Annotated in this window: 14 protein-coding genes and 1 tRNA gene; 12 read left to right on the forward strand and 3 right to left on the reverse strand. The window is 71.1% G+C overall.

The features are described from left to right. The first annotated feature begins 69 nt into the window (after positions 1-69). Complete coding sequence (gene pyk / locus FHR77_RS05810) at positions 70-1533, forward strand: pyruvate kinase (protein ID WP_167259177.1); 1464 nt, start codon at positions 70-72, stop codon at positions 1531-1533. A 127-nt stretch (positions 1534-1660) separates the two neighbouring features. Continuing rightward, positions 1661-2338 carry a hypothetical protein gene (locus FHR77_RS05815; protein ID WP_167259178.1) on the forward strand — a complete coding sequence of 226 codons (678 nt, stop codon included), beginning with the start codon at positions 1661-1663 and terminating at the stop codon, positions 2336-2338. A gap of 129 nt (positions 2339-2467) precedes the next feature. Here FHR77_RS05815 and FHR77_RS05820 read toward each other — a convergent pair whose 3' ends face one another. Together FHR77_RS05820 and FHR77_RS05825 are read right to left on the reverse strand one after the other, a co-directional pair. Beyond that, the gene (locus FHR77_RS05820; protein ID WP_056054766.1) at positions 2468-2671 is read right to left on the reverse strand and encodes a cold-shock protein; all 204 of its coding nucleotides are present in this window, start codon (positions 2669-2671) and stop codon (positions 2468-2470) included. A 365-nt stretch (positions 2672-3036) separates the two neighbouring features. Then, positions 3037-3119: transfer RNA gene (locus FHR77_RS05825), tRNA-Leu, on the reverse strand. A 39-nt stretch (positions 3120-3158) separates the two neighbouring features. Here FHR77_RS05825 and FHR77_RS05830 point away from each other — a divergent pair. Further along, positions 3159-3764 (forward strand): ANTAR domain-containing response regulator, encoded by a 606-nt coding sequence (locus FHR77_RS05830; RefSeq protein ID WP_055797432.1) that lies wholly within the window; start codon positions 3159-3161, stop codon positions 3762-3764. A gap of 72 nt (positions 3765-3836) precedes the next feature. Here the strand turns inward: FHR77_RS05830 and FHR77_RS05835 are convergent, their stop codons facing one another. Further along, a complete protein-coding gene (locus tag FHR77_RS05835; protein WP_167259481.1) occupies positions 3837-4187 on the reverse strand; it encodes a hotdog fold thioesterase in 351 nt (116 codons plus the stop codon). A gap of 265 nt (positions 4188-4452) precedes the next feature. Here FHR77_RS05835 and polA point away from each other — a divergent pair, with 265 nt between their 5' ends. The 9 genes from polA (at position 4453) to coaE (ending at position 14862) form a co-directional block, all read left to right on the forward strand. Next, positions 4453-7128, forward strand: a complete 2676-nt coding sequence (polA, locus tag FHR77_RS05840; RefSeq protein ID WP_167259179.1) for a DNA polymerase I — start codon at positions 4453-4455, stop codon at positions 7126-7128. Between the two features lie 280 nt (positions 7129-7408). Next, positions 7409-8170, forward strand: a complete 762-nt coding sequence (locus tag FHR77_RS05845) for a DeoR/GlpR family DNA-binding transcription regulator (RefSeq protein ID WP_167259180.1) — start codon at positions 7409-7411, stop codon at positions 8168-8170. Positions 8171-8302: 132 nt separating this feature from the next. Further along, positions 8303-9502, forward strand: coding sequence for a PTS transporter subunit EIIC (locus tag FHR77_RS05850; RefSeq protein WP_167259181.1), 1200 nt, complete (start codon positions 8303-8305; stop codon positions 9500-9502). Positions 9503-9564: 62 nt separating this feature from the next. After that, entirely contained in the window at positions 9565-9873 is a 309-nt protein-coding gene (locus FHR77_RS05855) for a PTS lactose transporter subunit IIB (RefSeq protein ID WP_167259182.1), read from the forward strand. A 2-nt stretch (positions 9874-9875) separates the two neighbouring features. Further along, the gene (locus FHR77_RS05860) at positions 9876-10343 is read left to right on the forward strand and encodes a PTS mannitol transporter subunit IIA (RefSeq protein WP_235491174.1); all 468 of its coding nucleotides are present in this window, start codon (positions 9876-9878) and stop codon (positions 10341-10343) included. Positions 10344-10425: 82 nt separating this feature from the next. Next, positions 10426-10695, forward strand: coding sequence for an HPr family phosphocarrier protein (locus tag FHR77_RS05865; protein ID WP_167259183.1), 270 nt, complete (start codon positions 10426-10428; stop codon positions 10693-10695). Positions 10696-10773: 78 nt separating this feature from the next. Then, entirely contained in the window at positions 10774-12465 is a 1692-nt protein-coding gene (locus FHR77_RS05870; protein ID WP_167259184.1) for a DUF885 domain-containing protein, read from the forward strand. 190 nt (positions 12466-12655) lie between these two features. Beyond that, positions 12656-14101, forward strand: a complete 1446-nt coding sequence (gene rpsA, locus FHR77_RS05875) for a 30S ribosomal protein S1 (protein WP_056054793.1) — start codon at positions 12656-12658, stop codon at positions 14099-14101. A 110-nt stretch (positions 14102-14211) separates the two neighbouring features. After that, positions 14212-14862: a dephospho-CoA kinase gene (gene coaE, locus FHR77_RS05880; protein ID WP_167259185.1), complete on the forward strand. Its 651-nt coding sequence runs from the start codon at positions 14212-14214 to the stop codon at positions 14860-14862. Positions 14863-14872 lie beyond the last annotated feature (10 nt).

The following is a 14872-nucleotide window of genomic DNA, read 5'->3' on the forward strand; positions in this document are numbered from 1 at the left end:
ACCAGCGGGAATAGGGTGGTGGCACGGGCCGGATCGTCCCACCACCCTCACCCCACCAGTAAGGAACCCATGAGACGCGCAAAGATCGTCGCCACCCTCGGGCCGGCGACGTCGAGCTACGAGAACATCCGAGCGATCATCGACGCAGGTGTCGACGTCGCGCGGATGAACCTCAGCCACGGCAGCTACGACGTCCACGAGGGCGTGTACGGCAACGTCCGCCAGGCCGCCGACGACGCGGGGCGGCCCGTCGCCGTCCTGGTCGACCTCCAGGGCCCCAAGATCCGCCTCGGCAAGTTCGCAGACGGCCCCCACGACCTCGCCGTCGGCGACGTCTTCAAGATCACCGTGGAGGACGTCCTCGGCACGAAGGAGCTCTGCGGCACGACCTTCAAGGGCCTCCCGCAGGACGTCGCTCCCGGCGACCCCCTGCTCATCGACGACGGCCGCGTCAAGCTGCGCGTCCTCGAGACCGACGGCACGGTCGTGACGACCGAGGTCGTCGTGGCCGGCACCGTCTCGAACAACAAGGGCATCAACCTGCCCGGCGTCGCGGTGAACGTGCCGGCGCTCTCCGAGAAGGACGAGGCCGACCTGCGCTGGGGCCTCCGCCTCGGCGCCGACTACATCGCGCTCTCGTTCGTCCGCGACGCCGACGACGTCACCCGCGTGCACGAGATCATGGCGGAGGAGGAGCGCCGCGTCCCCGTCATCGCGAAGATCGAGAAGCCCCAGGCGGTCGACAACCTCGAGGCCATCATCGAGGCCTTCGACGGCATCATGGTCGCCCGCGGCGACCTCGGCGTCGAGCTGCCCCTCGAGGCCGTCCCGATCGTGCAGAAGCACGCGGTCGAGCTGTCGCGCCGCATGGCCAAGCCCGTCATCGTGGCCACGCAGATGCTCGAGTCGATGATCTCCAGCCCGATCCCCACGCGGGCGGAGACCTCCGACGTCGCGAACGCCGTGCTCGACGGCGCCGACGCCGTCATGCTGAGCGGCGAGACGAGCGTGGGGGAGTACCCCGTCATCACGGTGCAGACCATGGCCCGGATCGTCGCCTCGACGGAGGAGCACGGTCTCGAGCGCATCCAGCCGCTCGGCACCCGCCCGCGGACCCAGGGCGGGGCCATCACCCTGGCGGCCGCCGACGTCGCCGAGTTCGTCGAGGCGAAGTTCCTCTGCGTCTTCACCGAGTCGGGCGACTCCGTGCGACGCATGTCGCGCCTCCGCCACCCCATCCCGATCCTGGCCTTCTCGCCCAACGAGGCGACGCGCCGTCGCATGGCCCTCAGCTGGGGCGTGCGCTCGTTCCTCGTCGAGAACGTCACCCACACCGACGCCATGTTCGACCAGGTGGACGACATCCTGCTGGGCAACGACCTCTGCGCCGCCGGCGATAAGGTCATCGTGATCGCCGGGTCCCCTCCCGGGATCGCCGGCTCGACGAACGACCTGCGGGTCCACCGTGTGGGCGACGCCCACGGCGAGGCGGCTCCGGCCTACGCGGCCAAGACCCCGCCGCCCGTCTCCTAGACGACAGCACCGCATCGACCGTGAGGCCGGGCCCGACAGGGCCCGGCCTCACGGTCGTCCGTGGCTGGTCGACCTCAGGGAGTCCGCCCCCGCCAGCGCCCGCAGCCGGCGGGCGTAGTCTCCGCCCATGACCGTCCCCCCAGGCCACCCACGGTGCTTCCGACTCGACGGCAAGCTGTTCGTCGTGCCGACCTGGAGCGACGTCTCCGTGGTCGAGGCCCGGGACGCCCTGTCGAGGTCGCTCTCCGTGCGGAGCCGTCCGTTCCGGGGCTCGCGCCGTCGTGAGCGCTGGGGTCCGTCCGGGGCCGTGATCGGCGCCGGCGCGATCCTCGTGGTCGCGGTGACCGCGTGGGAGGTGACCTCCCTGGTCGGGCTCGCGGCGACGGGGGCATCGGGGGCCCTGGTCGGGGGAGTCCTCGCCGTCGGCGTCCGACGGCTCTTCGTCGACGCGGGCGCCGGCGCCGCGCTGCCGTCAGCGAGCACGGGGGAGGCGATGAGCGAGTCGACCGACTCTGGCCACGGGCGGGACAGGGTCGCGGCGGTCGAGGTCCCCGACGACGTCGCGGCGGCAGCCCCCGACGACGCGACCGGTGACGAGCTCGCCCTCTGGTCGGCGCTGGTCATGAGGTACCGCGACGCCCGCGAGGCACTGCTCAGCGGGGCACTCCCCGGTTCCGCGGTGGACGACGCCGACACCGATCCCGGCGACGCCACGGCACGCATCCGCCGGGCCGAGGCCGACCTCCGATCGGCGGAGGCGGACTACGCGCCGGTCGCGCGCCTCCTCGGGTTCCCTGCCCCCTGAGGGCGCGGGCCGCCTGGCCCGGAACGGCCGAGGGCATGCAAGAAGCCCCGACCTGCCGGAGCAGATCGGGGCTTCGTGTAGCTGACGACCAGGTCGTCGGCTGTCGGCGTCTCAGTGGACGCCGCCGAGTCAGATGACGCGGATGTTCTCGGCCTGGAGGCCCTTGTTGCCCTGAGCGGTCTCGAACTCGACCTTCTGGTTCTCCTCCAGGTTGCGGTAGCCGTCGCCGGCGATCGCGGAGAAGTGCGCGAAGACGTCAGTGGATCCGTCGTCGGGGGTGATGAAGCCGAAGCCCTTTTCGGAGTTGAACCACTTAACGGTACCTGTAGCCATTTTTCTTGTTCCTTCAATCAGAGTTGTCGATCCCGACTTCGGGATCGCTCGTCGCGGTGCCTTTTTGTCCGCTCCCTCTGAGAACGCCGCAGCCAGACCGTGCCCCTCGAGAGGAGCTCGCCCCGGCACGTCGCGAGATACAAATGCGTAACACAACAACCAGTCACTCCAGCGTAGTGCACGAGACCCCCGAGAACACCAACTCGGCCGACAAAGTCGTGGATGAGTCCGTCTCGGACATCGCGCGTCGCTCGCGGGACGGCGAACGAACTGGGGCGACAGGCGCGGGACACGCCCGGACGGACGGAGCGGGGGTGGACCCGCCGAGGTCACGAGGACGGCTCGGTGCGGCCTGGTCGCGACGGTGCCGGATGCGGGGGTCGAACCCGCACGCCCTCTCGGACAGAGCATTTTGAGTGCCCCGCGTCTGCCATTCCGCCAATCCGGCTCACGACGACCGGGTCGAGAATACCGTAGGCTCTGCTTCGTGAGTGACCAGGAAGCAACCTCAGCAGCACCCCGTCGCGTCGTCGTGGCCGAAGATGAGTCCCTCATCCGGCTCGACATCGTCGAGATCCTCCGCGACAACGGATTCGAGGTGGTCGGCGAGGCCGGAGACGGCGAGACCGCCGTCGCCCTCGCCACGGAGCTCCGCCCGGACCTCGTCATCATGGACGTCAAGATGCCCAAGCTCGACGGCATCTCGGCGGCCGAGACGCTCAGCAAGAACCACATCGCCCCCGTGGTCCTCCTCACGGCCTTCAGCCAGAAGGAGCTCGTCGAGCGGGCGAGCGAGGCCGGAGCGCTGGCCTACGTCGTCAAGCCCTTCACCCCCAACGACCTGCTGCCCGCGATCGAGATCGCCCTCTCGCGCTACACGCAGATCATCACCCTCGAGGCCGAGGTCGCCGACCTGGTCGAGCGCTTCGAGACCCGCAAGCTCGTCGACCGGGCCAAGGGCCTCCTCAACGAGAAGATGGGCCTCACCGAGCCGGAGGCCTTCCGCTGGATCCAGAAGGCGTCGATGGACCGTCGTCTGACCATGCACGACGTGGCGCAGGCCATCATCGAGCAGCTCAGCGCGAAGAAGTAGCTCCTCGCAGCCTCGTTCGACGAAGGGCCCGCCCCCACGGGGCGGGCCCTTCGTCCTCTCCTGGCGTCGAGCTCAGCCGCGGGAGTCGGTCAGGTAGTTGGTGATGCGGACGGTCGAGAGCAGGCGCCCGTCATCGTCGGTCATGACGACCTGGTGGGTCGTCAGCGTGCGCCCGAGGTGGATCGCCGTGCAGGTGCCGGTCACCCAGCCCGTCGCTGCCGAGCGGCTGTGGCTGGCGTTGAGCTCGATCCCCATCGCGAGTCGCCCCGCGCCGGCGTGCACGTTGGCGGCCACGGAGCCGAGGGTCTCCGCCAGGACGACGTGCGCCCCGCCGTGGAGGATCCCCACCGGCTGGGTGTTGCCGGTGACCGGCATCCGGCCGACGGCCCGCTCCGCGCTCATCTCGAGGATCTCGATCCCCATCTTCTCGGCCAGGGCGCCGACGCCCCGACGACGGAACAGCTCCACGGCCTCGTCGCTGAGCACCGCCTCGGAGGACACGGTGCGGTCGGCGTCGGAGGCGGGCGCGGCAGGACGGGGGGAGGCGGGGGTCGCGTCGGTCACGGAGCTCCGGTCGGTCGGGGGTCGGCCTCGGCGGATCGCGTGCTCACGGACTCGGAGGCGCGGACCCTGAGGCGCGGCCCTGACGACCGGAGAGCCTGTCGGACCTGGCCGCTAGGCTGACGGGGTGTCGGACGAAACGAAGCCTACCCTCCTGGTCATCGACGGTCATTCCCTGGCGTTCCGGGCGTTCTACGCCCTGCCCGTCGACAGCTTCGTGAACCGGGAGGGCCAGCACACCAACGCCATCCACGGCTTCATCTCGATGCTGCTGAGCCTGCTCAAGGCGGAGAAGCCCACCCACCTCGCGGTCGCCTTCGACATCTCCCGCTTCTCGTTCCGCACCCGCGAGTATCCCGAGTACAAGGGCACGCGGTCCGAGACCCCGGTCGAGTTCGTGGGCCAGATACCGCTCCTGCAGGAGGCCCTGCACGCGATGGGCATCACGACCATCACGAAGGAGGACTACGAGGCCGACGACATCCTCGCCACCCTCGCCGTGCGCGGTCGCGGCGACGGCTACCGCGTCCTCGTGGTCTCCGGCGACCGCGACGCCATCCAGATGGTGAACGACGACGTCACCCTCCTCTACCCGTCGGCGCGCGGCGTCAGCGAGCTGACCCGCTACGACCGCGACAAGGTCTTCGAGCGGTACGGCATCGAGCCCCACCAGTACCCGGAGGTCGCGGCCCTCGTCGGCGAGACCAGCGACAACCTCATCGGCGTCGACAAGGTGGGCGAGAAGACCGCCGTCAAGTGGATCACGCAGTACGGCAGCCTCGACGAGGTCATCTCGCACGCCGACGAGATCAAGGGCGTCGTCGGCGGCAAGCTCCGCGAGCAGAAGGAGCGCGCGATCCGCAACCGCCGCCTCAACCGTCTCGTCACCGACGTCGAGCTGCCCGTCGGCCCCGCCGACCTCGAACGGCGACCGGTGGACGACGAGGCCGTCCGCGAGCTGTTCGACAAGCTCCAGTTCCGCACGCTCCTCGAGCGCGTGCTCAAGCTGAGCGAGGGCGAGGGGCCGGCCCGTCCCGACGGCTCCGCCGAGGGAACGGTCGTCGCGGCGCCGACGGGCCTTCCCGTGGTGCGCACGCTGGTCGACGAAGAGCTCGCCTTCTGGCTGCGGAAGAACGCCGCCGACCCGTCGTCGCCCGTCGGCCTGGCCGTGGAGTACGGCGCCGACGGCGTGGTCGGCCTGGGCATCTCGTCGCACGACGAGTCCGCGTACGTCCCGTGGGCCACGGGCCGCGGCGACTACGTGGCCCTGGAGGCCTGGCTCGACGACGCGTCGCCGAAGGTCCTGCACGACTCGAAGCGCGCCTACAAGGCGCTCTCCCGGGCGGGCCTCCGCCTCACCGGCATCGTCGGCGACACGCGCGTCGCCGCGTGGCTGCTCCGGCCCGGCCGCACATCGTTCGCCCTGACCGACCTCGTCTACGAGCAGCTGGGCGAGACGCTCCCCGTCGCCGACCCGAACCAGCTCGTCCCGGCCGACGAGCAGGTCAGCGTCGCGACGGAGGCCTGGTACACGCTCCGCCTCTCCGAGTCCCTCACCGAAGCGCTCGACGAGGGGTCGCGGTCCGTCCTGATCGATCTCGAGCTGCCGCTCGTGCCCGTCCTCGGCGACATGGAGCTGACGGGGGTCGCGGCCGACCGCGACGCACTGGTCGCCCTCTCCAGCCGCCTCGCCGAGAGCGCCGGCGGGTTCGCCGCGGCGGCCTTCGCGGAGATCGGGCGCGAGGTCAACCTCGGCTCGCCCAAGCAGCTCCAGGAGGTGCTCTTCGAGCAGCTCGAGATGCCCCGCACCCGGGCCACCAAGACGGGCTTCTCGACCGACGCCGCCTCGCTGGCCGACCTGCAGGAGAAGCACCCGCACCCGTTCCTCGGCCTCCTCCTGCAGCACCGCGACGTCACGAAGCTCCGGCAGATCATCGACACCCTCGAGAAGTCCATCGCCGACGACGGCCGCATCCACACGACCTACGACCAGACGGGCACGACGACGGGGCGCATCTCGTCCGTCGACCCGAACCTCCAGAACATCCCGGTCAAGGCCGCCGTGGGCCGGGAGATCCGGTCGACCTTCGTCCACGGGCCCGAGTACGAGACCCTGCTGACGGCCGACTACTCGCAGATCGAGATGCGGATCATGGCGCACCTCTCCGGCGACGAGGGGCTCATCGAGGCCTTCGCGGCGGGGGAGGACCTGCACCGCTTCGTCGGGGCGCGGATCTTCCACGTCGAGCCCGCCGACGTCACGCCCCTCATGCGCACGAAGGTCAAGGCGATGTCGTACGGACTCGCCTACGGCCTCAGCGCCTTCGGCTTGTCGAAGCAGCTGCGCATCGAGAGCGGCGAGGCGAAGCAGCTGATGACCGACTACTTCGCGCGCTTCGGCGCGGTCCGCGAGTACCTGCGCAACGTCGTCGAGAAGGCCAGGGAGGACGGCTACACCGAGACGATTTTCGGCCGCCGCCGCCCGTTCGCCGACCTGAAGTCGCCCAACCGGGTGCTCCGCGAGAACGCCGAGCGCGCCGCGCTCAACGCCCCGATCCAGGGCTCGGCGGCCGACATCATGAAGCGCGCGATGCTCGGGGTCCGGGCGGAGCTCGACCAGCGGGAGATGGCGTCGCGCGTCCTGCTCCAGGTCCACGACGAGCTCATCGTCGAGGTCGCCTCCGGCGAGGTCGACATCGTCCGCGACATCGTGGAGCGCCGGATGAGCGGCGCGGCCGAGCTCCGGGTCCCGCTCGACGTCAGCGTCGGGCTCGGCGAGAGCTGGGACGCGGCCGCGCACTGAGGCCACGCCCTCCGGGGCCTGACCCGCGACTCCTCTGCGTCCTGGCCGTGGCCGTGGGCGTGGCCACGGCCCTGGCCCTGGCCCTGGCCCTGTGGGGGACCTGATCTGTACCCCGAACCGGGCACGATCGGACACGACACGCGCGGGGAGCTTGACCTTCGGACCCGAACGGACTTGTATGACTCCGCCGGTCACGACCGGCGCGTCCGCGCCCCACCGTCGCGACGCCGCCCCGAACCCCCCTCGCGGGCCAGCACGTCCGACAACGGAGTCCCGATCCATGTACGCACCCGAGCGTCACCAGCAGATCCTCGACACGGCGCGTCAGCGCGGCCGCGTCGAGGTCGCCGGCCTCGCCCGGGAGCTCTCCGTCACGCCGGAGACCGTGCGTCGCGACCTCACGGCCCTCGAGCGCCGGGGCGTCCTGCGCCGCGTGCACGGGGGAGCGATCGCCGTCGAGCGGCTCGGCATCGAGCGCCCCGTCGCTGACCGCGTGGGCTCGGCGGCCGTCGAGAAGGAGCGCATCGCACGGGCCGCCCTCGACGAGCTCCCCGACGGGGGCTCCGTCATCGTCGACGCCGGCACCACCACCGTGCGGTTCGCCGAGCTCCTGCCGGACGACCGCGAGCTCACCGTCGTCACGCACTCGCTCGCGGTGGCGAACGCCCTCGCGGGCCGACCGACGATCACGCTCCACCTCCTCGGCGGGCTCGTCCGGGCCAGGACCCTCGCCGCCGTCGGCGAGTGGACGCTGGCCCAGATCGCCGAGGTCTTCGCCGACGTGGCCTTCATGGGCACGAACGGCATCTCGGCCGAGCGGGGTCTCACCACGCCGGACATCGCGGAGGCGCGGGTCAAGAAGGCCCTGATGGCCGCGTCCCGGCGCACCGTCGTCCTCGCCGACCACTCCAAGTTCGGACGCGAGGACTTCGCGAGGGTCGCTCCCCTGAACGAGGTCGACACCGTCGTGACCGACGGCGCGGTCGACGCGGACCTCGCGGACGACGTCGAGCGCTCCGGCCCCCGCGTGCTGATCGTGTGACGCGCCCCGCGCGTCCCGTCGCCCCGCCCCCTGACTCCCACCCCACCGCACCACCGCACCCTGCAGCACCGCACCACCCCACCCGCACCCCCATCGACACTCCGCAGTGAGCACGAAGGAGAACTGACAACCATGTCCGAATTCACCCCCACGGTCTCCGGGACCGGCGTCCGAGCGCGCGTCCAGCGCTTCGGAGGCTTCCTCGCGGGCATGATCATGCCGAACATCGGCGCGTTCATCGCCTGGGGCCTCATCACCGCCCTCTTCATCCAGACCGGCTGGACCCCGGTGCCCCAGCTCGGCGGCTTCGGCGAGATGTCCGACGGCACGCCGTGGCCCGGCCTCGTCGGTCCCATCATCAAGTACCTGCTGCCGATCCTCATCGCCTACACCGGCGGTCGCATGATCCACGGCCAGCGCGGTGCCGTCATCGGCGCCGTCGGCGTCATGGGCGTCATCGTCGCGACCGACGTGCCGCAGTTCCTCGGCGCCATGATCGTCGGCCCCCTCGCCGCCTGGCTGCTGAAGCAGTTCGACAAGCTCGTCGACGGCCGCATCAAGTCCGGCTTCGAGATGCTCGTCAACAACTTCTCGCTCGGCATCATCGGCGCCGCCGTGGCGGTCGGGGCGTTCTTCGGCCTCGCCCCCGTCACGACCTGGCTGACCGGCGTGTTCGGCTCCGGCGTCGACTTCCTCGTCGAGCGCGGGCTGCTCCCGCTCGCGTCGATCATCATCGAGCCCGCCAAGATCCTCTTCCTCAACAACGCGATCAACCAGGGCGTGCTGACCCCCCTCGGCGGCATCGAGTCGCAGGAGACCGGCAAGTCGATCCTCTTCATGCTCGAGTCGAACCCCGGCCCGGGCCTCGGCATCCTGCTCGCGTTCCTCTTCTTCGGACCGCGCGCCATCCGCCCCTCGGCCCCGGCCGCGATCGTCGTGCACTTCTTCGGCGGCATCCACGAGATCTACTTCCCGTACGTGCTGATGAAGCCCGTGCTGCTCGTCGCCGCGATCCTGGGCGGCGCCACCGGCATCACGGTCTTCTCGCTCTTCGGCGTCGGCCTGGTCGGCCCCGCCTCGCCGGGCAGCATCATCGCGTACACGCTCGTCGCCGCCCGAGGGGACATCCTCCCGATCTACCTGGGTATCCTGCTCTCGGCTGCGGTCTCGTTCGTCGTCTCCGCCTTCCTCATGGGCTTCGGCCGCAAGGAGAACCGCGAGGCGGCCGCCGAGGACGCGGCAGCGCAGGAGCAGGCCCTGGCCGACGCACAGGCGGCCACCGCCGCCAACAAGGCCACCAGCAAGGGGACGTCGGCACCGACGTCCAACTGACACCGCGGGGGGCCGGCCGATCGGCCGGCCCCCCCCGACCCCGATGAAACAAGGAGACTGACATGGCAACCCTCGACGGTTCCTCGATCAAGAAGCTCATCGTCGCGTGCGACGCCGGCATGGGCAGCAGCGTCATGCTCGCCTCGACGCTGAAGAAGCAGCTCAAGAAGAGCGGCGTCACCGTCGAGCACTCGCCCGTCGCCAGCATCCCGGCCGACGCCGACGTCGTCGTGACCCAGAACAACCTCGCCGAGCGCGCCCGCGGCGTCGTGCCGAACGTCCCCGTCGTCCCGTTCCAGCTCTTCATGGGCGACCCGAACGTCGCCAAGATCGTCAAGGCGATCCAGGACGGCTCGACGGTCGAGGTCTGAGCGTGAGCGACGAGCAGGCCCCGGCCCTGACGGCCCTCCTCGCGGAGTCGTCGATCCGCCTCGACGAGACCGCGGCCGACCGTGACGAGGCCATCCGGGCGACCGGTCGGGCCCTCGTCGAGGCCGGAGCCGTCGACGAGAGCTACGTCGACGCGATGTTCCAGCGTGAGCAGAGCGTCTCGACCTACGTCGGCGAGGGCGTGGCGATCCCGCACGGCACGCTCGCCGGCAAGGACAGCGTGAAGGCCGACGCCCTCGTCGTCCTGCGCTTCCCGACCCCGGTCGACTGGGACGGCAACGAGGTCAGCGTCGCGGTCGGCATCGCTGCGAAGGGCAACGGCCACATCGCCATCCTCAGCCAGCTGGCGAGCATCCTCATGGACCCCGACTCGGCCGCCGCCCTCCGCGGAGCGACGACGTCCGCCGAGGTCTACGAGCTCCTCGCCGCGACCGACGACGACGACGACTGACCCACGACGCCCCACCCCTGACGGCCCCGGCCGTCCACCCGACCGACGACCCGACCGGCTCGGTCGCGACCAAGGAGAAGAAATGCCCGAACGTACCGTCACCATCGCCTCGAGCGTCGGGCTGCACGCCCGCCCCGCCTCGCTCTTCAGCCAGGCCGCCGGCAAGACCGGCGCCAAGGTCACGCTGACGACCTCGGCCGGCAAGAGCGTCAACGCCGCGAGCATCCTCGGCGTGCTCTCGCTGGGCATCGGCCACGGAGAGCAGGTCACGCTGGCGACCGAGGGCGACAACGCCGACGCCGCCCTCGAGGAGCTCGCCGCGCTGCTCGAGACGGACCTCGACGCCGAGTAGCGCCACCCGCCCCGGAGGGCGTCGACGACCCCGGTCGTCGGCGCCCTCCGTCGTCCCCGGCCTGGCTAGGCTCGGCGCATGACCGTCGAGCCCACGCCCCCCGCCCGCCGCGAGCCCACGCAGGTCGACGCCGTCGCCGAGGGCTGGGTCGACACGCTGGTCGACCTCGACCCGACCGTGGCGACCTGGATCGGCCGTGAGGGCCGGACGGGCGAGTACGGCGACTACTCGCCCCGGGGCCACGAGCGCCGCGTGGAGGCGGTCCGCGCGGCCCTCCGCGACCTCGAGGCGGCACCGGCGGTCGACGACGTCGACCTCGTGACGCGCGATGACCTCCGGAGCGAGCTGGAGCTCGACCTCGAGCAGGCCGAGCAGCGGCTCGAGCTCCGTGACCTGAACGTGATCGCGTCCCCCGCCCAGGGCATCCGTGAGGTCCTCGACCTCATGCCGACCGACAGCGCCGAGGAGTGGTCCGACGTGGCCTCGAGGCTCGCCGGGGTCGACCGTGCCGTGGCCCAGTACGTCGAGACGCTCCGGCTCGGAGTGCGGGAGGGCGTCGTCCCGGCCCGTCGCCAGGTCGAGGCCGTGGCGGAGCAGTGCGCGCGGATCGGCGATCCGGGCGGCTTCTTCTCCGAGCTGACCGCGCGACCGGTCCTCGCCGACGGGAGCGGCGCCTCCGACGGGCTCGTCCGAGACCTGCAGGAGGGCGCGCGCTCGGCGGGGGCGGCCTACCTCGGCCTGCGGTCGTTCCTGCTCGACGAGCTGCTGCCCGCCGCGGGCGTCGACGACGCCGTGGGCCGGGACGCCTACGCCCTGCACTCGCGGCGCTTCCTCGGCGCGACGATCGACCTCGACGAGACCTACGAGTGGGGGCTCGACGAGCTCGCGCGGACGGCCGCCGAGCAGGAGGCGGTGGCCGGGCAGATCGAGCCGGGTGCCTCGGTGGCCCGGGCCATCGCCGTCCTCGACGAGGACCCCTCGCGGCAGCTCGAGGGCACCGACGCGCTCCAGCAGTGGATGCAGGGCCTCAGCGACCGTGCGGTGGCGGAGCTGGCGGGCGCCCACTTCGACGTCCCGGAGCCCCTGCGCCGGCTGGAGTGCCGCATCGCGCCGACGAAGGACGGCGGCATCTACTACACGGGTCCGAGCGACGACTTCTCCCGACCGGGCCGCATGTGGTGGTCGGTGCCCGAGGGCGTCACGCGGTTCAGCACCTGGCGTGAGACCACCACGGTCTTCCACGAGGGCGTCCCGGGCCACCACCTCCAGATCGGGCAGGCCGTCTGGGCCCGGGGCACGCTCAACACCTGGCGCCGTCAGCTCGCCGGCACCTCCGGCCACGCCGAGGGCTGGGCCCTCTACGCGGAGCGGCTGATGGACGAGCTCGGCCATCTCGCCGACCCGGGCGACCGCCTCGGCATGCTCGACGGGCAGCGGATGCGGGCGGCGCGCGTCGTCATCGACATCGGCGTGCACCTGGGCAAGACCGTCCCGGGCACGACGCAGCGGTGGGACCACGCCCACGCCCTGCGCTTCCTCACCGAGAACGTCTCGCTCGACGAGTCGTTCGTGAGGTTCGAGGTCGACAGGTACCTCGGCTGGCCCGGGCAGGCGCCCTCGTACAAGGTCGGGCAGCGCATCTGGGAGGAGCTGCGGGCCGAGCGGACGCGCCGCGCCGGGGGCTCCCTCGACGTCGTCGCCTTCCACCGCGAGGCGCTCCAGCTCGGGGGAGTGGGCCTCGACACGCTCCGACGCGCCCTCCTGCGCTGACAGGTGTCGGCCACCCGGGGGAGGCGCGGCGCGCGGGGCCTCGGTCGTTGCCGCGTGCCCGGGCACGGAGCTATGATGTGGAGGCGCTTCCTGCGCCGATCTGTCCGCCCGCCGTGGCCGACTCCCCCCGACGAGACACTCCTCGGGACGACCGCGGCCCGATCCATGCTTTCACTGGAGCACTAACTACATGACAACCGTAACGACCAAGGCACCCAAGCAGGTCGCCATCAACGACATCGGATCCGCTGATGACTTCCTGGCCGCGGTCGAGAAGACTCTGAAGTTCTTCAACGACGGCGACCTCATCGAGGGCACCGTCGTGAAGATCGACCGCGACGAGGTCCTCCTCGACGTCGGCTACAAGACCGAGGGCGTCATCCCCTCGCGCGAACTCTCGATCAAGCACGACGTTGACCCCACGGAGGTCGTCGAGGTCGGCGACACCGTCGAGGCCCTCGTCCTCCAGAAGGAGGACAAGGAAGGCCGTCTGATCCTGTCCAAGAAGCGCGCTCAGTACGAGCGTGCCTGGGGCGACGTCGAGAAGATCAAGGACGCCGACGGCGTCGTCACCGGAACGGTCATCGAGGTCGTCAAGGGCGGCCTCATCGTCGACATCGGACTCCGGGGCTTCCTCCCCGCGTCGCTCATCGAGCTGCGCCGCGTCCGCGACCTCACGCCCTACCTGGGCCAGGAGATCGAGGCGAAGATCCTCGAGCTCGACAAGAACCGCAACAACGTGGTCCTGTCGCGCCGTGCCCTCCTCGAGCAGACGCAGTCCGAGAGCCGCACGACCTTCCTCAACAACCTCCACAAGGGCCAGGTCCGCAAGGGCGTCGTCTCCTCGATCGTCAACTTCGGCGCCTTCGTCGACCTGGGCGGCGTGGACGGCCTCGTGCACGTCTCCGAGCTCAGCTGGAAGCACATCGAGCACGCCAGCGAGGTCGTCGAGGTCGGTCAGGAAGTCACCGTCGAGATCCTCGAGGTCGACCTCGACCGTGAGCGCGTGTCGCTCTCGCTCAAGGCGACGCAGGAGGACCCGTGGCAGGTCTTCGCCCGCACGCACGCCATCGGCCAGGTCGCGCCCGGCAAGGTCACGAAGCTCGTGCCGTTCGGTGCGTTCGTCCGCGTGGCCGACGGCATCGAGGGCCTCGTGCACATCTCCGAGCTGTCGGCGAAGCACGTCGAGCTGGCCGAGCAGGTCGTCGCCGTCGGCGACGAGGTGTTCGTCAAGGTCATCGACATCGACCTCGACCGCCGTCGCATCTCGCTGAGCCTCAAGCAGGCCAACGAGGGCGTCGACCCCGAGGGCACCGAGTTCGACCCGGCGCTCTACGGCATGCTCACCGAGTACGACGAGCAGGGCAACTACAAGTACCCCGAGGGCTTCGACCCGGAGACCAACGAGTGGCGCGAGGGCTTCGAGACCCAGCGCGAGAAGTGGGAGCAGGACTACGCTGCCGCCCAGGCTCGCTGGGAGGCCCACAAGAAGCAGGTTGCGGCGTCCCTAGCCGAGGAGACCACCTTCGACGTGCCGTCCGGTTCGACGTTCTCGAGCGAGTCGGCCGGCGCCGGCACGCTCGCCGACGACGAGTCGCTCGCCGCTCTTCGCGAGAAGCTGTCGAACAACAACTAGTGACGCCGCACCTCACGGTGCAGCAGACCTGACCACGAGGCGGTCCCCGAGAGGGGGCCGCCTCGCGGCGTTCCGGGGCTCGGCGGTGCCTCACCGGGTAGCCTCGTCGGATGTTCGTCTGTGGGCTGACCGGGGGCATCGCCGCCGGCAAGAGCGTCGTGTCCCGTCGTCTCGCGGAGCGGGGCGCGGCCGTGGTCGACGCCGACCTCCTCGCCCGCGAGGTGGTGGAGCCCGGCACCCCCGGCCTCGCCGCGATCGCGGAGAGGTTCGGCAGCGGCGTCCTGGCCGCGGACGGCAGTCTGGACCGTCCGGCCCTCGGTGCCCTGGTGTTCTCCGACCCGGGGGCCCGCCGCGACCTCGAGGCGATCACCCACCCCGCCGTCCGGGCGCTCTCCCGCCGGCGCATGGCCGAGGCCCTGGCCGGGGACCCCGCCAGGGTCGTGGTCTACGACGTCCCCCTGCTCGTCGAGACCCGGGGAGCGGGCGAGTTCGACGTCGTCGTCGTGGTCCACGCCCCGGCGGAGGAGCGCATCGCCCGGCTCGTGCAGCTGCGCGGGATGCCCGAGCAGGAGGCGCGGCGCCGGGTCGCGGCACAGGCAGGCGACGACGAGAGGCTCGCGGTCGCCGACATGGTCGTCGACTCCTCGGGCTCCCTGGAGCAGACCCTGCAGCAGGCCGACGCCGTCCTCGACCGGCTCCGTTCGCTGTCAGCGGCGAAGGCCGGGGCCGCCCCCGGGCCGTCTGTCGGTGGCGCCTCGTAGACTCGGAGGC

This window comes from Frigoribacterium endophyticum (assembly GCF_011759585.1).
Lineage (GTDB): Bacteria > Actinomycetota > Actinomycetes > Actinomycetales > Microbacteriaceae > Frigoribacterium > Frigoribacterium endophyticum.